Annotated in this window: 11 protein-coding genes and 5 pseudogenes; 3 read left to right on the top strand and 13 right to left on the bottom strand. The window is 70.8% G+C overall.

The features are described from left to right. Positions 1–17: 17 nt before the first annotated feature. From B7R87_RS34470 to B7R87_RS32615, 7 genes and pseudogenes are all read right to left on the bottom strand, one after another. Positions 18–670, bottom strand: a pseudogene (locus B7R87_RS34470) (beta-ketoacyl synthase N-terminal-like domain-containing protein); the annotation flags it as partial. Then, positions 653–4,113, bottom strand: a pseudogene (locus B7R87_RS34540) (KR domain-containing protein); the annotation flags it as partial. The pseudogenes B7R87_RS34470 and B7R87_RS34540, both read right to left, overlap by 18 nt. Continuing rightward, positions 4,072–5,279 (bottom strand): annotated as a pseudogene (locus B7R87_RS34535) (beta-ketoacyl synthase N-terminal-like domain-containing protein); the annotation flags it as partial. The pseudogenes B7R87_RS34535 and B7R87_RS34540, both read right to left, overlap by 42 nt. A gap of 149 nt (positions 5,280–5,428) precedes the next feature. After that, positions 5,429–5,509 (bottom strand): annotated as a pseudogene (locus tag B7R87_RS34530) (acyl carrier protein); the annotation flags it as partial. Positions 5,510–6,205: 696 nt separating this feature from the next. Beyond that, a pseudogene (locus B7R87_RS34330) lies at positions 6,206–10,927 on the bottom strand (type I polyketide synthase); the annotation flags it as partial. Next, entirely contained in the window at positions 10,928–11,758 is an 831-nt protein-coding gene (locus B7R87_RS32620) for a proline iminopeptidase-family hydrolase (protein ID WP_233169000.1), read from the bottom strand. Between the two features lie 698 nt (positions 11,759–12,456). Next, positions 12,457–13,140: an NAD(P)-dependent oxidoreductase gene (locus B7R87_RS32615; RefSeq protein WP_006344688.1), complete on the bottom strand. Its 684-nt coding sequence runs from the start codon at positions 13,138–13,140 to the stop codon at positions 12,457–12,459. Positions 13,141–13,367: 227 nt separating this feature from the next. Between B7R87_RS32615 and B7R87_RS32610 the strand changes: the two genes are divergently transcribed. Beyond that, the gene (locus B7R87_RS32610; protein WP_006344689.1) at positions 13,368–14,288 is read left to right on the top strand and encodes a LysR family transcriptional regulator; all 921 of its coding nucleotides are present in this window, start codon (positions 13,368–13,370) and stop codon (positions 14,286–14,288) included. 49 nt (positions 14,289–14,337) lie between these two features. Continuing rightward, positions 14,338–15,282 (top strand): hypothetical protein, encoded by a 945-nt coding sequence (locus tag B7R87_RS32605; protein ID WP_040912737.1) that lies wholly within the window; start codon positions 14,338–14,340, stop codon positions 15,280–15,282. Between the two features lie 190 nt (positions 15,283–15,472). Here the strand turns inward: B7R87_RS32605 and B7R87_RS32600 are convergent, their stop codons facing one another. Continuing rightward, on the bottom strand, positions 15,473–16,198 hold the full coding sequence (locus B7R87_RS32600; RefSeq protein ID WP_006344691.1) for a hypothetical protein: 726 nt from the start codon (positions 16,196–16,198) through the stop codon (positions 15,473–15,475). 133 nt (positions 16,199–16,331) lie between these two features. Beyond that, positions 16,332–17,129 (bottom strand): endonuclease/exonuclease/phosphatase family protein, encoded by a 798-nt coding sequence (locus B7R87_RS32595; protein WP_006344692.1) that lies wholly within the window; start codon positions 17,127–17,129, stop codon positions 16,332–16,334. A 372-nt stretch (positions 17,130–17,501) separates the two neighbouring features. On the opposite strand from B7R87_RS32595, the gene B7R87_RS33950 reads away from it, so the two are divergent. Beyond that, positions 17,502–18,023, top strand: a complete 522-nt coding sequence (locus B7R87_RS33950; protein WP_233168999.1) for an NUDIX hydrolase — start codon at positions 17,502–17,504, stop codon at positions 18,021–18,023. 19 nt (positions 18,024–18,042) lie between these two features. Here B7R87_RS33950 and B7R87_RS32585 read toward each other — a convergent pair whose 3' ends face one another. From B7R87_RS32585 to B7R87_RS32570, 4 genes are all read right to left on the bottom strand, one after another. Then, positions 18,043–18,867 carry a tyrosinase family protein gene (locus B7R87_RS32585; RefSeq protein WP_006344694.1) on the bottom strand — a complete coding sequence of 275 codons (825 nt, stop codon included), beginning with the start codon at positions 18,865–18,867 and terminating at the stop codon, positions 18,043–18,045. 17 nt (positions 18,868–18,884) lie between these two features. Further along, positions 18,885–19,292, bottom strand: coding sequence for an apotyrosinase chaperone MelC1 (gene melC1, locus B7R87_RS32580; RefSeq protein WP_006344695.1), 408 nt, complete (start codon positions 19,290–19,292; stop codon positions 18,885–18,887). Positions 19,293–19,794: 502 nt separating this feature from the next. Next, positions 19,795–20,478 (bottom strand): pyridoxine/pyridoxamine 5'-phosphate oxidase, encoded by a 684-nt coding sequence (locus tag B7R87_RS32575; protein ID WP_006344696.1) that lies wholly within the window; start codon positions 20,476–20,478, stop codon positions 19,795–19,797. Positions 20,479–20,615: 137 nt separating this feature from the next. After that, positions 20,616–22,253: an ABC-F family ATP-binding cassette domain-containing protein gene (locus B7R87_RS32570; protein ID WP_006344697.1), complete on the bottom strand. Its 1,638-nt coding sequence runs from the start codon at positions 22,251–22,253 to the stop codon at positions 20,616–20,618. Positions 22,254–22,469 lie beyond the last annotated feature (216 nt).

Below are 22,469 nucleotides of genomic sequence, written 5' to 3'. Positions count from 1 at the left end.
GCCATGCCCATGCCGTCGGCGCCGTCGCCGAAGGCTTTGCAGCGGCCGTCCGGGGACAGGGCGCGCAGTCGGAGAAGCCGGTGAATTCGCTGGGGTCGGCCATGACCATGACGCCGCCGGCGAGGGCGAGGGTGCATTCGCCGGAGCGCAGGGCCTGGGCTGCCTGGTGGAGGGCGACCAGGGAGGAGGAGCAGGCGGTGTCGACGAGACGGCGGGGCCGGTGAGGCCGAGGGTGTAGGAGAGGCGTCCGGACAGGACGCTGAGGGCGTTGCCGGTGATGAGGTGTGCCTGGGCGTCGGGTTTTGCCGACGGCGGTGAGGTAGTCGGAGGTGGTGCCGCCGATGAAGCGCCGGTGCCGGTGTTTTTGAGGGTGGTGGGGCGATGTTTGCGCGTTCCAGGTGGTTTCGAGGAGGAGGCGTTGCTGGGGGTCCATGGCGAGGGCTTCGCGGGGGCTGATGTTGAAGAAGGCGGCGTCGAAGTTCCCGGCGGCGGTGACGAAGCCGCCTTGGGTGACGTAGGTGGTGCCGTCGGCGTCGGGGTCGGGGTTGTAGAGGGCTTCGGTGTCCCAGCCGCGGTCGGGGGGGAAGGGGGTGATGGCGTCGGTGCCGGTGGTGATGAGTTCCCAGAGGTCTTCGGGGGCGGTGATGTTGCCGGGGTAGCGGCAGGCCATGGAGACGATGGCGATGGGTTCGGTGGGGGCTTGGGTGATGAGGGTGGTGGTGGGCTGGTGGGGGGTGGTTCCCAGGAGGCGGGTGAGGATTTCGCGGCGAGGGTGGTGGGGTCGGGGTGGTCGAAGACGGCGGTGGCGGGCAGTCGTGTGCCGGTGGTGGTGTTGAGGCGGTTGCGGAGTTCGACGGCGGTCAGGGAGTCGAAGCCGATGTCGCGGAAGGGCGTTCGGCGGGTACGTCGGTGACCGAGGGTGGCCGAGGACGGCTGCGGCGTGGGAGCGACGAGTTCGGTGAGGGTGCGGTGGCGTTCGGTGTGGGGCATGCGGGCCAGGAGGGTGGCGTACTGGCCGTGTTCGGCCCCTCCCTGGCCTCCCTGGCCGCCGGGCCGGTGGGGGTGGGGGGTTCTTCCCGGGCTTCGGGGATGGTGTCGAGGAGGGGGCGGGGGCGGGCGGCGCGGAAGACGGGGGCGAAGGTGTCCCAGGTGATGTCGGCGACGGCGATGAACGTTTCGTCGTGGTGAGGATGTGGCCCAGGGGGTCAGGGCGCGGTCGGTGTCCATGAAGTTCATGCCCTGGCGGCGCAGGCGGCCGGGGGTGATCCGGCCGGGGGCCTGGTCCATGGCGGCGTCGACGGCGTCCCAGTCCTGTGTGTTCCATACGCCCCAGGCGATGGAGGTCGCCGGGAGGCCGCGGGAGCGGCGGGCTTCGGCGAATCCGTCGAGGAAGGAGTTTCCTGCGGCGTAGGCGCCGTGGTCGTTGCTGCCCCAGGTGGCGGAGATCGACGAGAAGAGGACGAACTCGTCGAGGTCGAGGCCGGTGGTGGCCTGGTCGAGGTGGACGGCGCCGGCGGCTTTGGCGCCAGGGCCTGCGCGAGGTTGTCGTGGTCGGTGTCTTCGACGCGGGCCAGGGTTGCCACGGTCGCGGAGTGGAACACGGTCGACAGGGCGGGTCCGGATGCCTGGGTCCATGCGACGAGACGGCTGACCTGGTCGGGGGTGTTCAGGTCGCAGCTGATGATGTCGGTGTCGGTGCCGCTGGTGGCGGCGGCTGCGGCCAGGGCGGCTGCCCCGGGGCCGAGGGGCCGGAGCGGGAGGTCAGGACCAGGCGGCGGGTTCCCTGCCGGGCGAGCCAGGTGGCGATGTGGGTGCCGACGGATCCGGTGCCGCCGGTCAGCAGCACCGTGCCCCGGGGCGACCAGGGGCGGCGGGGGGCGGGGGCGGGCAGGGCCCGGGACAGGCGCCGCACGAGGACGGCGTTGCCGCGCAGGGCGATCTGGTCCTCGTGGCCGGGGTCCGCGAGGACCGCGGCCAGCCGGGTGCCGGTTTCGGCGGTGAACTCGGCCGGGAGGTCGGCCAGTCCGCCCCACAGTCCGGGGTGTTCCAGGCCGACGGCGCGCCCGAGGCCCCACACCGCGCTCTGGGCCGGGCTGGTGGTGGCGTCGGCTGTACCGGTCCGGACGGCGCCGCGGGTCAGCAGCCATACGGGGTGGTGGAGGCGGCCCGGTGCAGTGCGTGGACGAGGTCCAGGGTGGCTGCGGTACCGGACGCCACCCAGGGGTGGCGGGTGTCGGGGGTTTCGTCGAGGGCGAGGAGCGACACGACGCCGGCGGCGTTCGCCAGCACGGCGGGGTCGAGGTCCCCGGGGCCTGCAACCGTGAGGACGTCGGCGCCGTGGCGGGTCAGGGCGCCGGCGATCGCCGGGGCCTGCGGGTCGTGCCCGACGAGCAGCCACGTCCCGGACAGCACGGGCACCGTGCTGTCGGGGTGGAGGCCGGACGGCTGCCAGGTGATGCGGTAGCGCCAGTCGTCGACCGACCAGGCAGACCGCCCGCCTTCGAGACCTCGGGGAGTTTCGGGGGTTTCGGGCCAGAACCGGCGCCGCTGGAACGCATACGTCGGCAGACCGACCGCCGTCCCGCTGCCGAGAATGGTGGTCCAGTCGACGGGGACGCCCCGGACATGGGCTTCGGCGAGGGAGGTCAGCAGCCTTTCGGGGCCGCCGTCGTCGCGCCGCAGGGTGCCGACGGTGACCGGGTCGCTCTCGTCGAGGGTGTCGGCAATCGCGTGGATGACGACGGGGTGCGGGGAGGCTTCGACGAACACACCGTGACCCGCCTCACCGAGGACGCGGATCGCGCGGTCGAACTCGACCGGCTCACGCAGGGACGCGTACCAGTAGGCAGGGTCCATTTCGGGGCCGGTGAGCCACTGCCCGCTCATCGCGGACACCATCGGGATGGCCGCGGGCTGGGGGGTGATGCCGGTGAGGGCGGTGAGGATGTCCTCGCGCAGGGCATCGACCTGCGGACCGTGCGAGGCATAGTCGACCGGGATCATCCGGGTCCGTACCGCTTCACCACAGGCGTCCTGCAACTCCTGCAGGGCATCGGTTTCGCCGGAGACGACCGTCGCGGAGGGGCCGTTGACCGCAGCAACCGACAACCGGTCACCGAAGCCCGCAATCCGTTCCCGGACGGTGTCGGCCGGTTCGGCTATCGACAGCATCCCGCCGCGGCCTGCGAGGGCGGCCAGGGTACGGCTCCGCAAGGCGACGACCTTCGCCGCATCGTCCAGGGACAGGATCCCGGCGACGGCTGCGGCGGCGATCTCGCCCTGGGAATGGCCGACGACCGCGTCCGGCTGCACACCGGCCGCCTGCCAGACCGCGGCCAGGGAGACCATGACAGCCCACAGGGCGGGCTGCACCACACCGGCGGCTTCGAAGCCGTGGTGTCCGGCGAGGACGTCGTCCAGCTCCCACTCCACGTACGGGGCGAGGGCGGCCGCACACTCCGCCAGCCGTGCCGCGAATACGGGTGAGCTGGAGGCGAGTTCGCGGCCCATGCCGACCCACTGACTGCCCTGGCCCGGGAAGACGAACACGGTCCGGCCGGTGCCGCCGGGAGCGACCTCACCGGTCACCACACCAGGCGCTGCCTGACCCGTAGCGGCCGATGCCAATCCGGTGAAGAGTTCCTCCCGGCCCGCGCCGAGGACGACGGCGCGGTGCTCGAACACCGACCGGCCGGTCACCAGCGACCACGCCACATCACCCACCGGCAACTCGGGCCGGGCCACGAGGTGCTCGCGCAGACGGCCCGCCTGCCCGGCCAGCGCCGCCGCACTGCGGCCCGACACCAGCCAGACCGGAAGACCGGACACCGGCGCCAGAACCGCCCCCGCCGGGATGACACCGTCCCCGGAAGAACCCAGCAGCCCCCCGGCCGCCACAAGAGCCCCAGGCGCCACGAGGGCCCCGGCCCCTGCAGGAGCCCCCGCAGGGGCGGTGAACTCGCCCGGTGCGGGAGCCCCCGCAGGTGCGGGAGCCCCGGCAGGGGCGGGGAGCCCGGCAGGGGCGGGGGTCTCCTCCAGGATCACGTGCACATTCGTGCCGCTGACACCGAACGCGGACACACCCGCCCGGCGCGGCCGGTCCCCCGCAGGCCACTCACGGGCCTCCTGCAGCAGGCGCACGTTCCCCGCCGACCAGTCGATACGGGTGGAAGGAGCCTGGGCGTGCAGCGTCCGGGGCAACTGCCCGTGCTGCAGCGCCAGCACCATCTTGATCACACCCGCCACACCCGCCGCGGTCTGCAGATGCCCGATGTTCGACTTCACCGACCCCAGCCACAACGGCCGGTCCCCCGCCGGACGCTCCCGGCCGTACGTCGCCAGCAGCGCCTGCGCCTCGATCGGGTCACCCAGCGACGTCCCCGTACCGTGGGCCTCCACCGCATCGACATCGGCCGCCGACAGCCGGGCATTGGCCAGCGCGGCACGGATCACCCGCCGCTGCGACGGCCCGTTCGGAGCGGCCAGGCCGTTCGAGGCACCGTCCTGGTTCACCGCACTGCCCCGGATCACCGCCAGCACCTGATGCCCGTTACGCCGGGCATCGGACAGACGCTCCAGCAGCATCATGCCCGCGCCCTCGCCCCACACAATGCCGTCGGCACCGTCGGAAAACGCCTTGCAGCGCGCATCGGGAGCCATCCCGCCCTGCTCCGCGAACTCCGTGAACGCACCCGGCGACGTCATCACCGCCACCCCGCCGGCCAGCGCCATCGTGCACTCACCCCCGCGCAGCGCGGTCACCGCCTGATGCAGCGCCACCAGCGACGACGAACAGGCGGTATCCACCGTCACCGCCGGCCCGGTCAGACCCAGGACATAGGAGATCCGGCCCGAGGCCACCGCCGGGATACTGCCGGTGAGCCGGTAGCCGTCCAGACTCCGGTCACCGGCCGGGAGACTGTTCTCGTAGCCGGAACCACTGGTCCCGATGAACACCCCGGTCGCCGAGCCGTGCAGCGCGGACGGGGCCAGACCGGCCCGCTCGACCGCTTCCCACGACGTTTCCAGCAGCAGCCGCTGCTGCGGATCCATCGCCAGAGCCTCACGCGGGTTGATATTGAAGAAACCCGCATCGAAATCGGTGGCATCGTAGACGAAACCACCCTGCCGGACATACGAACCACCCGCCCCGGCCGCCTGGTGTCCGGGGACTCCCAGCCGCGGTCCGCCGGGAACCCCGCGATCGCGTCCCTGCCCTCGGCCAGCAGCTCCCAGAACTCCTCCGGCCCGCGGACCTCCCCGGGGAACCGGCAGCCCATCCCCACAATCGCGATCGGCTCACCACCGGCCGCGGCCACCACCCGCACCCCGCCATCCACCCCCGGGGCGGGGTGATCAGCTCACCCAGGATGAACCCCGCCAGCGCCACCGCGTTCGGATGATCGAACACCGCAGTCGACGGCAGCCGCACCCCCACCGCAGCCGACAGCCGGTTCTGCAGCTCAACAGCAGCAACCGAATCAAAACCCAGCTCACGAAACGCCCGCTGCGCCACCACGTCCCGGCCGGCCCCATAGCCCAGCACCGCCGCCGCATGACCCCGCACCAGATCGGTCAGGAAAGACCCCCGGTCCGCTTCCGGCATACCCAGAAGCCGGGCAGCCAGCCCCGACCCACCCACCACGGCCCCGGACCCGGACCCGGACCCGTCACCGGACCCCGCCGCGGCCGCGGCCGTGATCCGCTGCACCGCGGGCAGAGCGGACAACAGCGCACTCGGACGGCGCACCGTGAACGCCGGGACGAACCGGTCCCAGTCGAACCCGGCCACCACCAGACCACTCTCACCGGCATCCAGAATCCGGCCCAGAGCACGCATACCCCGCTCCGGGTCAATACCCTCCAGACCAGAACCACCCCACACCCCACCAACACCAACACCAACACCGGCACCGGCAGCCGTGGCAGCGGCACCAACACCGGTACCGGCAGCCGTGGCAGCGGCAGTCACGGTCGGGCCGGCCGCGGCGACGGCAACGCCGGCCGCGCCGTCGGCATCGGCATCGGCATCGGCATCGGCATCGGCAGTGACCGCGGCCGTGGCTCCGGCGACGGTGACGCCGTCCGCGGCACCGCCGGAGGCAGTGGCCGTGGCGCCGATACCGGTGACGCCGTCCGCGGCGACGGCGGAGGCCGTGGCGACGGGGGTGGTGGCGGTGGCGCCGGGGGTGGTGTCGGGGGTGGTGGCCCACTTGCCCCACACGACCGACGTGGCGGGCAGACCCCGCGAACGGCGCTCCTCGCACAACGCGTCCGCATAAGCGTCGGCCGCCGCGCAGGCACCCAGCCCGCCGGCGCCCCAGACTCCCGCACCGGAAGAGAACACCACGAAAGCATCCAGATCCCGGCCCGCCGTCAGCTCGTCCAGGAACATCGCACCCCCGGCCTTCACCGACAGCACCCGGGCCAGAACCTCCCCGTCGGTCTCCCCCACCGGCACCCGGGCAGCACACCCGGCCGCGTGCACCACCGACGACAGACCCACACCACCGGCATCAATCCAGTCCAGGAGCGCACCCGTCGCCTCACGCACCGCAGCATCCGCAGCAATCACATCAACCGCCGCCCCGGCCCCGGCAATCGACGCCGCCAGAACCGCAACACCCCCCGCACCGGGCCCCGAACGGCTCGTCAGCACCACCCGCCCGGCACCACGCCCCGCCACCCAGCGGGCCGTAACCGCACCCACCCCACGCGTACCACCCGTGATCAGAACCGCACCACCAGGAACCCACGCCCCACCGGCAACCCCACCCGACTCCAGGCCGGACCCCACGCCAGAGGCCGGGCCCGACTCCAGGCCAGAAGCCGGGCCGGAGGCCGGGCGGGGAGCCGGCTCAAGACGGCGCCCCAGAATCCCGCGGGAACGCAAGGCGACCTGATCCTCACCACCACCGGCAAGAACCGACACCAGCCGGCCCGCGGTCCGCGCATCCCACACCGCAGGCAGATCGACCAGACCACCCCACACCCCGGGAAACTCCAGACCGGCCACCACACCCAGACCCCACACCTGCGCCTGCACCGCACTGACCACCGGCTCACCGGCACCCGTGGCCACCGCGCCCCGGGTCAGCACCCACAACGGAGCCGACACCCCGGCACCGTCCAAAACCCGCACCAGCTCCACCGTCGCCACCAGACCCGCAGAAACAACCCCCCGCCCCGGCAACGGCACCATGCCGCCACCCTCACCGGCGGAGGGGACACCACCCGACAGCGGTGCTGTGCCGGTGCCCTGCCCGGCGGAGGGAGCAGGGTCCGGCACCAGGGCTGTGCCGGTGCCCTGCCCGGTGCACAGGTGATCGTTCAGGGCCAGGGCCGAGACGACACCGGCCACCTCCGAGACATCGGTGAAGGCGAGCCGGTCCGGGCCGGTGACGGTCACCGTCCGCGCGCCGCGTGCGGCCAGCGCTCCCGCGACGGCATCCGTGTCGGGGCCCTCGCCGACGACCAGCCACGTCCCCGACAAAGACATGCCGGAATCGGGAAGCGGTGCCCAGCCGATGCGGTAGCGCCAGTCCGCGACCGTCGCATCAGCGCGTTCCCGCAGGCGCCAGTCGGTCAGCGCACCGAGCGTGGACTCGGCCGCATCAACACCCAGAAGCCGGGCCAGGGTATCCGCGTCGCCCTGCTCCACCGCCGCCCAGAAACCGGCCTCCGCAGGAGTGCCCCCCGCCTGCGGAAGAGCCGGCGGCGAAGCCTGCTCGCGCCAGAACCAGCGCCGCTGGAAGGCGTACGTCGGCAGATCGACCGTGTCCCCGCCGCCCAGAACCGCCGCCCAGTCGACGGCCACACCACGGACATACGCCTCGGCGAGGGACGTCAGCAGCCGCTCGGGGCCGCCGTCGTCGCGCCGCAGGGTGCCCACCGCAACCGGGTCGCGGTCTTCGAGGGTGTCGGCAATCGCGTGGACGACGACCGGGTGCGGGGAGGCTTCGACGAACACACCGTGACCCGCCTCGCCCAGGACGCGGATCGCGCGGTCGAACTCCACCGGCTCGCGCAGGGATGCGTACCAGTAGGCAGGGTCCATTTCGGGGCCGGTGAGCCACTGCCCGCTCATCGCGGACACCATCGGAACGGCCGCGGGCTGGGGGGTGATGCCGGTGAGGGCGGTGAGGATGTCTTCGCGCAGGGCGTCGACCTGCGGACCGTGCGAGGCATAGTCCACCGGGATCATCCGGGTGCGCACCGCTTCACCACAGGCGTCCTGCAGTTCACGCAGGGCATCCGGTTCGCCGGAGACCACCGTTGCGGAGGGGCCGTTGACCGCAGCAACCGACAACCGGTCACCGAAGCCCGCGATCCGTTCCCGGACCGCATCGGCAGGCTCGGCTATCGACAGCATGCCGCCACGCCCGGCGAGGGCGGACAGGGTACGGCTCCGCAAAGCAACGACCTTCGCCGCATCGTCCAGGGACAGGATCCCGGCGACGGCTGCGGCGGCGATCTCGCCCTGGGAATGGCCGACGACCGCGTCGGGGGTGACTCCGGCGGCCTGCCAGACGGCGGCCAGGGAGACCATGACGGCCCACAGAGCGGGCTGCACCACTTCGGCGGCTTCGAAACCGTGGTGTCCGGCGAGGACATCGTCCAGCTCCCACTCCACATACGGAGCCAGGGCTGCCGCACACTCCGCCAGCCTGGCAGCGAACACCGGTGACTGGGAGGCGAGTTCGCGGCCCATACCGACCCACTGACTGCCCTGGCCCGGGAACACGAACACCGTCCCCGTCGTCGCACCCGGAACGACCTCACCCGCCACCACACCGGACGCGGCCTGCCCCGCAGCCACCGACCCCAGCCCCGCAAGCAACTCGCCCCGCCCACCACCCACCACCACGGCACGATGCTCGAACGCAGACCGGCTCGTCACCAGCGACCACGCCACATCCTCCACCGGAAGCGAGGGCCGGGCCACCACATGCTCACCCAGACGACCCGCCTGACCTGCCAACGCAGCCGCACTACGACCCGACACCAACCACACCGACACCCCGGCCGACAACACCACACCCCGCCCACCAACCACCGGAACACCAACACCCGACCCACCAACACCTGACCCACCAGCGACAGACCGCTCACCAGCAGCCCGGACAACGCCACCCGACACACCGCCGGCCGACCCAACAGCGGCAGAAGCAGCAGTAGCCCGCTCCGCAGAAGCAGAAGCAGAAGCAGAAGCAGAAGCAGAAGCACCCAACACACCGACACCCGACACACCGGCGCCAGGAGTACCGGCAGCCGGGACACTTCCACCCGGCTCACCGACAGCCGACCCAGCGGCGGCAGAAGCAGCAGTGGCCGGCTCCGCAGGGGCAGAAGCAGCACCACCCGACACACCGGCAACCGACACACCGGCGCCCGGCTCACCAGCGGCAGGGGCGGTGGCAGGGGCGGTGGTGGTGGTCTTGCCGGTGGCGGGGGCGGTGCCGCCGCCTTCACCGGACGGCTTCGCGGCACCGCTGCCGGGGACAGCACCACCCGGGCCCGCAGGGGCGGCAGGGGCGGCGGGGGCGGCGGGGGCGGCTTCCTCGATGATCACGTGCGCGTTGGTACCGCTGACACCGAACGACGACACCGCCGCACGCCGCGGGCGGCCCGCCCGCTCCGGCCACGCCACGGGCTCGGTCAGCAGCCGCACGTTCCCCGCCGACCAGTCCACCTGCGGTGACGGGGCATCGACATGAAGCGTCCGGGGCAGGACACCGTGCCGCATCGCCCCGACCATCTTGATGATGCCCGCCACCCCGGCCGCGGCCTGGCAGTGCCCGATGTTCGACTTCACCGAACCGAGCCACAGCGGACGGTCACCTGCCTCCCGCTCCTGGCCGTAGGTCGCCAGCAGCGCCTGCGCCTCGATCGGGTCACCCAGCACGGTCCCCGTGCCGTGCGCCTCGACCACATCGACATCGGCCGCCGACAGCCCGGCGTTCGCCAGCGCATCCCGGATCACCCGCCGCTGAGCCGGCCCGTTCGGAGCGGTCAGCCCGTTCGACGCACCGTCCTGGTTCACCGCACTGCCCCGGATCACCGCCACAACCCGGTGCCCGTTGCGCCGCGCGTCCGACAACCGCTCCAGCAGCAGCACACCCGCACCCTCGGCCCAGCCCGTGCCGTCGGCCCCGGCCGCGAACGAACGGCACCGCCCGTCCGGCGACAGACCCCGCTGCTCGGAGAACTCCACAAACGTCTCCGGCGTCGCCATCAGACTGATCCCGCCGGCCAGAGCCAGAGAACACTCCCCCGTCCGCAGAGCATGCGCCGCCCACTGCAGAGCAACCAGCGACGACGAACACGCCGTATCGACCGTGACCGCGGGACCCTCCAGCCCCAGGGTGTAAGCGACCCGCCCGGACACCAGACTCCCGTCACTGCTGGTGACCCCGTAATCGTGATACATCGCCCCCGCGAACACACCCGTACGGCTCCCCCGCAACGCGAGGGGATCCACACCCGCCCGCTCCACCGCCTCCCACACAATCTCCAGCAACAGCCGCTGCTGCGGGTCCATCGCCAGAGCCTCACGCGGACTGATCCGGAAAAACTCCGGATCGAACCGCCCCGCGTCATAGAGGAAACCCCCCTCACGGACATAACTCTTCCCCGCAGTCCCCGGCACCGGGTCGTACAGCCCCTCCACATCCCAGCCCCGGTCACCGGGAAACGGACCGACCGCGTCCCCGCCCCGGTCCACCAGCTCCCACAACTCCTCCGGAGACGTCACACCCCCCGGGAAACGACACCCCATCCCGATAATCGCAACGGGCTCCGCAGCAACCTCGGCAACGGCACGCAGGCCCTCGATGTCACGGCGCAGCCGCTCGTTCTCGATCAGCGAGCCCCGCAGCGCGTTAATGATCTCTTCGGCCCTGGCATCCATCGCCGGTTCAGCCTCCACTCACCGTGAGAAGTCGCGCGCGGTCGCGCCGACCGAGTCCAGAAAACCGCCCAACACCCTCACGAACCGATCCGGTTCCTCAAGATGCGGGACATGGCTGGAATCCTCGAAAACCGTCCAGCCCGAACACGGGATCAACTCCCGAAACGGCCGCACCGCAGCCGGAGTAGCCTCGTCATAACGACCCGAAATCACCAGAGTCGGCACCTCGATATCCGGCAGGACATCCCGCACCGACCAATCACGCAAACTCCCCGTGACCGTAAACTCATTCGGGCCGTTCATCGCATGATAAACAACCGGATTACTATGCATCTCCAAAAACGTGGCCATCAACGGCCCCGGATAAGGATCCAGCCGGCAGAAATGACGGCCATAAAACACGCCCATCGCCGCCTGATACTCCTCACCATCCGTCGTCCCCGCCGCCTCATGCCGGCGTAAAACCTCATCCACACCCGGCGGAAGCTCCGCCCGCAACACCTCCATCTCCGCCCGCCACAACGGATACGACACCGGAGCATTCGCAATCACCAAACCCCGCAAACCCGCCGGCCGCCGGGCGGCATGCACCGCCGCGAGCATCCCGCCCCACGACTGCCCGAACAACACATAATCCGAATCAACACCCAACCCCGCCAACAAATTATCCAACTCCTCCAAAAACAACTCAGGACTCCAAAACCCCGCACCCACACCCGGAACACGCGACGACCCACCACCCCCCAACTGGTCGTAATGCACCACCCGCACACCCCACGACGCAAACACCGACAACGGCAACAAATAATCATGCGTCGCCCCCGGACCCCCATGCACCACCACCAACACCGACCCACCACCACCAAAACCCAACCCACCAACACCCAACCCAGAACCACCAACAGAACCAACACCAGAACCCGAACCCGAACCCGACCCAACAGAACCAGAACCCGAACCAACAGAACCCGACCCAACAGAACCAGAACCCAACCCCACACCCGTCACCCGAAACCACGTCGACCAACCCCCAAACCCCACCACCCCCCGCACCACACCCACCCCACCCTCACCCCCAACACCCCACACCACCCCCCAACCCACACCCACACCCACACCCACACCGGCGCCAGCGCCGGCACTACCCCTTGCACCGAAGCCAGTACCGGCACACACCCAACCCAACCCACAACACGAAAACACAAACACCCCCAAAAAAGACGACACAAACGACATGACGAACAAACCACACCCCCAAACCCTAAACACCACCCCAACACCCCCCAACCCCCAACACCCCCTAACCCCCACACCCCAACCCCCGAAACAAACAAACCGAATTCAACCCAACACAAGCAACGCCCCCACAACACAGACCACAACCACAAGGCCCCTCCTCCGGCAAAGAAGCACCACAAGACAGCCCCAGGAACCGGAGAACGACAGCTCGTCCGTCATTGCCGGATCGGGTCCGGAGTCCGGACCCGATCCGGCCCCGGCCGGGCAGGCACCCGGGCCGGACTTCCCGGCGCCGTTCCGTTGCCGCATCAGGCGGCCAGGGACTCCTCCCGGTCCCGGTGGACGACCGTGACGTGCCGGTCCTGGCCGGGGGACTCCAGTTCGTCCACGACGGCAATCGCCAAGTCCTCGGCACTGATCCAGGACCGGCCGTCGGCGGCAGTGAGAAGGGTGTCCGTACCCCGGCGGTAGCGACCCGTCCGGGCGCCGGGCTGGAGCAGGGCGGGCGGGCTGAGGTAGACCCAGTCAGCGTGACCGTGGGCCTGTCCGGCCCGCAGTTGGGCGACCCCGGCTGCGGCGACGGGCCGCAGTTCCTCCGGGACGTAGGCGAGGTCGTCGGCGACCAGGAGCCCCGGAGTTCCGGGACTCTGCAGGGCCCCGGCACCACCGACGACGAGAACCCGGATCTTCAGCTCCGCCGCGATGTCGAGGACCGTGCGGGTGGTCTCGACCAGGAACGTCCGGTCGACCGGATCGGTCCGGACGGCCACGACGACCGCGTCCGGCACCGGAAGCGCGGCGGAACCGGTGAGCGCCCCGCGGAGGGCCTGCGGGTCGTGGGCGTCGACCGGTACGGGTATCACGCCCGCATCGCCACCGGTGGCTTTACGGGACAGGGCGAGCACTCGGTGGCCGCGCGAACCGGCTTCGGCGATCACCCGGCTGCCGACCATTCCCGTGGCACCGAGTACGGCAATGGTCAGGGACTTCATGGGCATTTCGGTCCTCGGGGCAGTGGATGTGCGGATACCGGAGTTTGCGTGCTCGGTCATCAGGTCCGTCCTTGTCGTATGGGCAGTACGGGTGCAGTACGGGTGGTACGGGCAGTACCGGCCGGTCGTGGAAGGTGACTTCGGGTACGGGGCCCAGTCTGGAGTCCGACCATTGATGACTCCAAAGCATGCTTGTCATCACAGCCATGAACAGAAACGATGGCCGGATGGACCTCCAGCAGATGCGGTACGTCGTCGCCGTCGCCGAGACCCGTAACTTCACCCGGGCCGCCGAGCGCTGCTCCGTGGTCCAGTCGTCGCTGAGCCACCGCATCGCGGATCTGGAACGGGAGCTGGGCGTGAGGCTGTTCGCCCGCTCCAGTCGCCGCACCGAACTCACCAGCGCCGGGGAGGCGTTCCTCTCCGGGGCCCGGGAGTGTCTGGCCGCGGCCGATCGTGCCGCCGCCGACGCCGCGGCCGCGGCCGGGATCGTCCGGGGCCGCCTCGCGGTGGGGGTGCTGGTGACCACGGCAGCCGTGGACGTACCCGAACTCCTCCAGCGCTACCGGGCCCGGCACCCCGATGTGCGGGTACAACTCCGTGCAGGAGGCAGCGACGAGCTGGCCGAGGCGATCCGGCGGGGCGAGCTCGACATCGCCTTCCTCGGTCTCCCGGAAGGGGTGCGCCCCTCGGGGGTGGAGGCCCTCGTACTCGACGACGACGAACACGTCCTGGTCGTCCCGGCGGGCCACCGGCTCGCGGGGGCGGCACGGGTCGCGCTGGCCGATGTCGCCGACGAGGTGTTCGTGGACTTCATGCGCGGTACGCCCGCCCGGGACCAGACCGACCTGGCGTTCACCGCCGCCGGTCTGGTCCGTGACGTCGCCTACGAGGCCGGTGTCGTGGAGCTGATCACCCGGCTGATCGCCCGAGGACTGGGGGTGGCACTGCTGCCCTCCGCGTTCGTCCGCCCCCTCGTCGACGGCAATCCCGAACTGGCGCTGGTCATGGTCGTGGGCGGTCCGCGGCGCGTCGAGTATCTGGCGTGGAACCGGTTCAATCCGAGCCCGGCCACCCTCGCCCTCCTGAACGTCCTGGGGGTCGGCGCACGTCGGCGCACCCACGCCAACGGGACGGAACGGACGTGACACGGAACGGCCGGGGAGCCGGTGATCCGTTGGGGTTAACCTCCTGGGCATGGTTCACCCCACTCGCCCCCGCCGGGTCGTCACACGGCTCGTCGACGGTGATATCTGCGCCTACGACCTCGACACCGATCGCCGTGGCGTGCTGTCACCCGTCGTGATGTGCCGTCCGGCCGCCGGGGACGAGGTCGTCTCCCCCGCCGTTGCGACGGACCTTCGGCACGCTTGCTACACGACTCTCGATGCAGTCGTCTGTGTGACGCCCGACGGGACCGCGGTCTGGCGGTGGGAGTTCCAGCCGCAGTCGGACCAGCGGTACGGACACCACCCCTGTTGTGTGCTGTCGGCGGACGGGCTCGTGGTCTGGGTCTACCGGCCCGACGTCATGGCCGGCCGCGACCGCCCCGACCAGTGGGCCGCGCTGGACGCCGCGACCGGCGCGCTGATCGCACAGGCGGATCTGGAGACCGCCGGGCAGGGCGGTCTGCAACTGCTGCACCCGGAGAGCGATCACGTGCTTCTCGACGTGGGAGAGGGGCAGGACGGCTCGGTCGTCTACCGCGCGTCGACGACCGGCGACCGGATGGACCTCTTCCGCTATCCGTGGATCGACCGCTGCCTCATCGGCCTGTCACCCGACGGCCGGCATTTCCTGACGGTCGACCATGAGCAGCTCAACGCCGCCGTCCACACCTACCCGGAGGGCGATACGGCGTTCGTCCTGACCGTCGACGCCTTCGGGCACGATCCGGACAGCGTCTATACGGAGTGGAGCGGCGGCTATCTGGACCGCGACACGGTCATCGTCACACTCCTCGGCGAAACAGAGGACGAACAGGAGTGGTTCCGTCACTACCGCGTCGATGCGCGCTCCGGTCAGGTCCGAGGCACCTTCGACGCGCGTACGGACGACCCCTGCGGCATTCAGTTCCTCGGTGACGGCACCTGGCTCACCACGGACGCCTCCGGCCACCCCGTCCGCTGGTCCGACGGCTGAGCCGGTACCGGAGGGCGACAGGCCGGAGGGGCCGCTTCCGACGGCCCTGAACGAACGGGAACCGCCCCGGCCTCGGCACGGCCGGGCGGGTGGCGCGCGGCGTCTGCTCCGGGCCGCCCCGAAGGGAGGCCCTGCGGTCACCGTGCTCCCGGCAGGAAGCGCCGGGAGGGATGCAGGCACAGGGAGGTGCTCAGTGCCCGCGGCGGGAGAAGCGGACCCAGAGGCAGCTCCAGTCGTCGTCGCCCGCGGCCCGGGGTGGTCCGTGTCTCTCCTCCGCAGGCATGGACCGGCCCCGCGTTCCTTCGTGCCATCCGCTGCTGACGCGGTAGATGCCCGGCTCGGTCGACAGCAGCGCGCCGACATGGAGAACGTGGTCGAGATGGAGCGGGACCGGGGGGTGCAGCCGGGCCAGGGCCCGGAGCGCCGCGGCTCTCTCCCCTGGATCCGCGAACGAGCCGATGTCGTTCTCACGGGAACCCGCCGCCGCCCACGCCACGACGACACGGCCGCCGGGGAGCTCCAGGTCCCCCACCTCCGTCTCCTCTGCCGGGGACGCCCCGGCGGCGCGCCTGCGCGGTGCGGCGGTGCCGCCCTGCGGCAGCCACGAGCGCAGGAGCAGGAATCCATCGGCGGAGAGCGCGACCTCGGCCGTGCCCTCACCCTCCATGTCCCAGAGGAGACCCTTGTGTTCCCCGCGGTCGCCGAAGCGTATGAAGCCCGTCTCCTCGTCGTCGACGGCCGAGAGCGCCCTGCCGTAGTCGCACGCGGGGTCCGGTTCGCCGCCGGGACCGTGTTCCGCACCGCCCCAGTGCGCGAAGGCGTCGGCCTCGCAGACGAGGAGCGGTCCGCCGAGGGAGTTCACGGTGGCGGACGTCCAGGTGTACGCGGGTCGGGATCCGGGTGCGCTGTCGCTCATGTGCTGGGCTGCCGATCACGGAAGGAGCGGAACGGAAACAGGGAAAGGGAAATGAGGAACGGAGACGCCGGGTCGGCTCCGGTAGCGGCTCGGGCAGGCACCGCGAGCCGGGTACCGCACGGGCCGGCCGGTGCTACGCGGGCAGGTCGGCGTGGAGCAGATGGTGGTCCGAGTACGGCGAGGGGTGCATACCGTGGCGGAGGGGAACGATGCCCCGCAGGAAGACGTAGTCGAACTTGCTCTGCCAGTCGGTCGTCGGCTTGCAGGAACCGGTGGACGCGGGGTGGCACTGAGGGTCCGTGTCCACTGCCAGTGACCATATTCCGGCCAGTTCCGCAGAGTCCGGCACGGCGTTGAAGTCGCCGAGCACGATCGCCCGGCCGTGCCGGGCGACCTCTTCGGCGAGGACCCGGGTCTGGCCCGCCCGGACCGTCTCCTGACGACGCTGGGCGAGATGGGTGTTGAAGACCCGGACGGGCCGGTCGCCCACCGTGGTGGTCACCGCCATATAACCGCGGTCCTCCGACCCGCCGTCGGGATACTCCACGTTCACACGGTCCGTCATCGGCGCCGCCGAGAGGATCGCCTGGCCGAAGGACCCGGGGCTCCAGGGCGCTCCGCCGCAGCGCCCCCGGTTGCGGAGCACCATCCCGTACTCGACGTGGTAGACCAGCCCGTGGAGGTTCCTCAGATACTCCCGGATCCTCTCGACGTCCCGCACGCAGGCTTCCTGCAGGCCGATGACCTGCGGTGCGTACTTCGCGATCTCCGCGGCCCGGCCGGCGTTGCTCTCCTTGCAGGGGTTGCAGATGTTCCAGGTCATGACCCGGTTCGGTACGACGTCCTTGACCGCGTCGGGAGGCAGTGGCCTCGCCATGAGGTCGGCGCCCGGAGCGCTCGGCCCGATCAGCACCATGCAGATCACGGTCATGGCACCCGCGAGCAACCTCGTACACCTTCCGAGCACTACCGCCTCCTCACCGTCATGCCCTGTCTCTCCCGGGAGAGGTTATGGGACAAAGTTGTGAGCAGAGTATGCGGTGTGCCCGATCTGCGGCCGGGCCCGCCGGAGGCGGCAGGGCCGGCGGGAGGCACCCGCCTCTGCGGGCGCGCTGTCGGACGAGCGGGGATCGGGGATCGGGGTTCGGGGTTCGGGGTTCGCTGGAGGAATCGGTTCGCCGGAGGGATCGGGTTCGCCGGAGGGATCGAATACAGGGGAGGAATCGGGTGCGTGGGAGGGATTCGGTTCTTCTGTCCGAAGAAACCCTGGCCGATCGCCCGGCTCGCTGATCATCATGGGACCGTGACGGATACCGCGACGGACCACGCCGGAACGATTCGCCCCAGAATCCGCGTCGCTGCCTATGTGATCAGGCAGCGGGCCGAGCCCGGACTGCTGGTCTTCGACCACCTCGGCATGCCCGAGGCGGGGATCCAGGTACCCGCGGGTGGTGTCCGGCCGGGCGAGAGCCTGGAGGACGCGGTGCTCCGCGAAGTGTTCGAGGAGACGGGGCTCCGGTCGGTGGTCGTCCGGCAGATCGCCACGGAGAACCGGGCACATCCCGGAACGGGGCAGCCGCGGCGCACCACCTACTTCTATCTCCGGGTCCCCGCGGACACCCCCGACACCTGGGTGCATCAGGTGCGCGGTGACGGCGAGGACAGCGGTCTCGCCTTCGGCTGCCGCTTCCTCCCGCTGCCCCTGGAGCGGCCGCTGGCCGATGCCCAGGACACCTGGCTGGGCTGTATCGACCGACGCTGGACCACCCCGGCAGGCGGCAGACACGGTGCGGTGCCGCGTGGACGGGCCACCGCCTCGGGCTGAGGCGGTGGCCCGGTGCGGGTCAGGCGTAGATATAGAACTGGGTGTGGTCCAGCACGCTCTGGGGGGTGGTGTTGGTCCAGGGCGGCATGGTCTCGTTGAGGTCGATCACATCGGGCGTGGCGGCGGCCGGAAGGTACTCCGCGCTGGTGGGGTGGAGGGCGTGCCAGTCGGCCCAGAGCTTGTCGACGAAGGCGTGGTGCAGCCAGAACACCGGGTCGTTCGGGGAGACGCTGGACTCCATCTGGCCCCAGACCCAGGTGTGCACCCGGTTGTGCATGCTCATGTAGCCGTTGGAGCCTTCGAGGGTGGAGCGGAAGCCGTCCGAGCCGCTGGCGAAGGGGGCGGAGTCGTAGTAGGGGATGGCGAGCGCCGCGTCGACCTGGGCCCGGGTCGGCAGGGTCGGCACCCGGTATCCGAGGTTACGGGCGAGGAAGGGACGGCTGTCGACCTGGATGTTGATGTTCCAGTTGCCGGCGGCGTAGGCGAAGGGGCCGTCCATGACCTGGTCGTCCAGGGGGCGTCCGGTGCCGCCGAGGAAGTCCGGGGCCCAGAGGGAGGCGCCGACGGTGTTGTCGGCGGTCCAGTCCCAGTAGGGGATCGACACCTGCGGGTTGATCTTCTGGAGCTCCCGCTCGAAGTCGATGAGGTACTTGCGGTGCCAGGGGAGGAACGACGGGCCGAAGTGGCCCACGTATATCCCGGTGTTCATGTCCAGCGCGAACCGGAGGCGGTGGGCGGCGACGAACTCGTCGTAGATGCCCCTCCGCTTGACCTCCAGTACGGCGTCGACGAACGCCTTCTTCTCGGCGGCGGTGAGGTTCGCCTGGTTCTTCCGTACGGTCATGGCTGACTGCTCCCGGCTCAGGCGGTGGGGTTGAAGGGGACGACGGCCGCGCCCTTGAGCGTGACCACCGCGGTGCGCGCGGCGTCGAGAGGCGTCCTGAACCTCTCGTAGTGGTTGATCGCGCTGCTCCAGCCGGTCTTTCCGTGGTTCATGACGTGAAGTTCGCGGCCGTCGATCAGGACGCGGTAGACGGCGCCTTCACCGGTGCGGGCGTGGGCGTGGTGACCGCCTTCGGCGGGTGCGCCCTGGATACGGCGGCCCTGGAAGACCTCGTCGAAGGGTGCGGGCCCCGCGGACTTGGCTCCGTGTGCACCGGTCCCGGTCCGTGCGCTGTCTGCGGTCGCGCTGGCGACACCGATGAGTGCGGTGCCCGCGGCGACGCCGGCCACGGCCCCGATGGCCTGCCGACGGGTGAATCCGGACATGGCGAATGAACCCCCTGAACATGGCTGAGGCGGCCCCCCAGGCTGTTTGCGGACCGCCGTGATCATCTGTACCCGGAAGGGATCCGGCACAGAAGGACCACGCGTTCGGTTGGCTGCCATACGGACACGTTTACGCAGGCCACAAGGGGCGCGCCGGGCCGTGGCGGGCTCTGATCTCACTGCGTGTCAGCGTCTGCCGATCATGAACCGAAGATTCCATGGTGTACGTGCCATGGATGTGAAGATCTTTTCGGTGGGCCGGGAGATGTCGTGTTCAGGGGACACGTATCGAACACGGCCGGAAACAACGGCGTTCCGGACGGGTCCGAACCTTCGGGGCCGAACCTTCGGGGCCGGTGACTGCGAGGCCGGTGACTGCGGGAACGGTAGCTGCGGGGATGGTCGGGACGGCTGACGAGCCGGCCCGGAGGGTGCCGGTGTTCCGGGACCGGAGGCGGGTGCCGGCTCCGGTCCCGGAATCAGCGGCCGGTACGGGCCGTCGTCACGGCCACAGCAGTTGCCGGTCCCAGGGGGTGCCGGGCGCCGGGCGTTCGTAGCGGAGCCGGGTGTGGACGCGGTCCTTGTCCGCCTGCCAGAACTCGACCGCGGTGGGGACCACCGTGTACAGGGTCCATTCCGGGCTGACCAGGTCGGGGTCCGCTTCGATCCGGGCCCGGGCCCCCGCCATCGCCCGGGTACGGGCTGCCGCGCTCTCCAGCGGGGTGCTCTGCCGGGCCAGCAGGACTTCGGCACGGGCCGAGGGCGAACGGGCCAGCAGATCGGCGGCGCTGCGCTCCGGCGTGTCGGGCGACACGGTGCCCCTGATCCGCACCTGGCGGCCGAGCAGCGGCCAGTAGAACGTGAGAGCCGCGCCGGGCCGTTCGCCGAGCTGGCGGCCCTTGGGGGATCCGGCGTGGGCGGCGAACTGCCAGCCGTCGGCGTCCACGTTCTTCAGGATGAGGACCCGCGCGTCGGGGACGCCGTCGTGGCCGACGGTGGAGAGCGTCATGGCCTGGGCCTCGGGCACCCCGGCGGCCACCGCTTCCCTCAGCCAGTCGAGGAAGAGGGGGACCGGATCGCCGGGTGCCGCGGCGGGGTCGAAGTGCGCCAGGGGGCCGGCGAACACCTCCAGGTCTCGCAGCCACTCCCGTACCGACCCGGTGTTCGCGGGGTCTCCGTCCGGCATACGTCCTCCAGGGTGTCCGGGATTCCGGTGTCCCGTGCCCGGCGCCCGGGCCCACGACACTTTCTGCGCACGGTAGCAAGGGCACGGATATCACGCCGCGGGCCGACCGGTTCGGCGGCCCGCGGGGCCGGTACGGGTCACTCCTGCTCCGGGCCTCCCGTCTCCGCAAGCTCTCCGCCGGCGAGCCGCAGCCACCGGTTCACGCCGATCCGGGCGAGGAAGCGTTCGTCGTGGCTGACGACGACGAACGCGCCCCGGTAGGACGCGAGTGCACTCTCCAGCTGGCCCACGCTGACCAGGTCGAGGTTGTTCGTCGGCTCGTCGAGGAGCAGGAGCTGGGGGGCGGGTTCGGCGCACAGGACGCAGGCGAGGGTGGCGCGCAGCCGTTCTCCGCCGGACAGGACGCCCGCGGGGAGATGGGCGCGGGCGCCGCGGAAGAGGAACCGTGCGAGGAGGTTCATCCGTTCGGCGTGGGTGCGGTGCGGTGCGGCGTCGGCGAAGTTCTCGGCAACCGTACGGTCGGGGTCGAGCAGGTCGAGTCGCTGGGAGAGGTAGGCGGTCCGGCCGTCGGCGTGCCGGGTCTGCCCGCCGTCGGGGGTGAGATCGCCGCCGATCAGCCGGAGGAGGGTGGTCTTTCCGGCGCCGTTGGGGCCGGTGAGGGCGATGCGTTCCGGGCCGCGGATCGTGAGGTCGACCCCGTCGCCGGTGAAAAGGGTGCGGTCACCGAGCCGGGCCCTCAGATGTTCGCCGGTGAAGAGGGTGCGTCCGGCGGGGACGTCGGTCTCGGGCAGGTCGACGGTGATGCGCTGGTCGTCGCGGAGGGCGCGGCCCGCTTCGTCGAGCCGGGAGCGGGCCTCGGTGACCCGGTCGGCGTGCATACGGCCGGCGCGTCCGGCGGCCTCCTGAGCGCCGCGCTTCATATTTCCGGCGAAGATCCGGGGCAGGCCGGCGCTCTTGAGGTTGCGGGCGGCGTTTCCGGCGCGGCGTTCGGCGCGTTCGCGGGCCTGCTGCAACTCGCGCTTCTCCCGCTTCAGTTCGGCTTCGGCGTTGCGGATGTTCTTCTCGGCCGTCTCCCGTTCGGCGTCCACCGCGTCCTCGTAGGCGGCGAAGTTGCCGCCGTAGAGGCGGAGTTCGCCGGGGCCGAGTTCGGCGATGCTCTCCATGCGGTCGAGGAGGGCCCGGTCGTGACTGACGAGGAGGAGGCAGTTGGTGAAGCCCTCCAGGACGTCGTAGAGCCGGTGGCGGGCGTCGAGGTCGAGGTTGTTGGTCGGTTCGTCGAGGAGCAGGACGTCGGGGTTCTTCAGCATCTGGGCGGCGATGCCGAGGAGGACGGCCTGGCCGCCGCTGAGGGCGCCGAGCCTGCGGTCGAGGGCGAGGCCGGGCAGGCCGAGGCGGTCGAGGTGGGCACGGGTGCGTTCCTCGATGTCCCAGTCGTCGCCGATGACGGTGAAGTGTTCCTCGGCGACGTCGCCGGATTCCACTGCGTTCAGGGCGCGGACGGTCGCCTCGATGCCGAGGACTTCGGCGACGGTGAGTCCTGCCGTCAGGGGGAGGGACTGGGGCAGGTAGCCCAGGGTGCCGGAGACGGCGAGGGTGCCCGCGGTGGGGCGGAGTTCACCGGCGATGAGTTTGAGCAGGGTGGTCTTGCCGGAGCCGTTGGGTGCGACGAGACCGGTGCGGCCGGTGCCGAAGGCGAAGGACAGATCGGTGAAGACGGGGGTGTCGTCCGGCCAGGAAAACGACAGGCCGGTGCAGACGACGAAGGCGTCGGACATGGTGAAGTGACCTCAGGTGTGCGCGAGGGGACAGGGTACGACTGTGAGGCCGGTACGGCTGATGCCGCCGACGGCCTGCGGACTTCCGGGTATCACCCGGAGATGTCGTCGTCTCCTGTGGACACTGCCGCTCCTCGTTGCACGGGTCATGGATGTCGGCACGCTATCAGAGGGGGCTGCGGACGGGGTACGGGTTTTTCGGGGACGGGCTGCTGG

The sequence above is a fragment of the Streptomyces tsukubensis genome, assembly GCF_003932715.1.
GTDB lineage: Bacteria > Actinomycetota > Actinomycetes > Streptomycetales > Streptomycetaceae > Streptomyces > Streptomyces tsukubensis.
This window is presented reverse-complemented; position numbering and strand designations above follow the sequence as displayed.

Excerpts from the sequence above, each read along its gene's own strand:
- B7R87_RS32615 (WP_006344688.1), bottom strand. The coding sequence starts at position 13,140 with ATGAAGTCCCTGACCATTGCCGTACTCGGTGCCACGGGAATGGTCGGC.
- B7R87_RS32610 (WP_006344689.1), top strand. The coding sequence starts at position 13,368 with ATGGACCTCCAGCAGATGCGGTACGTCGTCGCCGTCGCCGAGACCCGT.
- B7R87_RS32605 (WP_040912737.1), top strand. The coding sequence starts at position 14,338 with ATGGTTCACCCCACTCGCCCCCGCCGGGTCGTCACACGGCTCGTCGAC.
- B7R87_RS32600 (WP_006344691.1), bottom strand. The coding sequence starts at position 16,198 with ATGAGCGACAGCGCACCCGGATCCCGACCCGCGTACACCTGGACGTCC.
- B7R87_RS32595 (WP_006344692.1), bottom strand. The coding sequence starts at position 17,129 with ATGACCGTGATCTGCATGGTGCTGATCGGGCCGAGCGCTCCGGGCGCC.
- B7R87_RS32585 (WP_006344694.1), bottom strand. The coding sequence starts at position 18,867 with ATGACCGTACGGAAGAACCAGGCGAACCTCACCGCCGCCGAGAAGAAG.
- melC1 (WP_006344695.1), bottom strand. The coding sequence starts at position 19,292 with ATGTCCGGATTCACCCGTCGGCAGGCCATCGGGGCCGTGGCCGGCGTC.
- B7R87_RS32575 (WP_006344696.1), bottom strand. The coding sequence starts at position 20,478 with ATGCCGGACGGAGACCCCGCGAACACCGGGTCGGTACGGGAGTGGCTG.
- B7R87_RS32570 (WP_006344697.1), bottom strand. The coding sequence starts at position 22,253 with ATGTCCGACGCCTTCGTCGTCTGCACCGGCCTGTCGTTTTCCTGGCCG.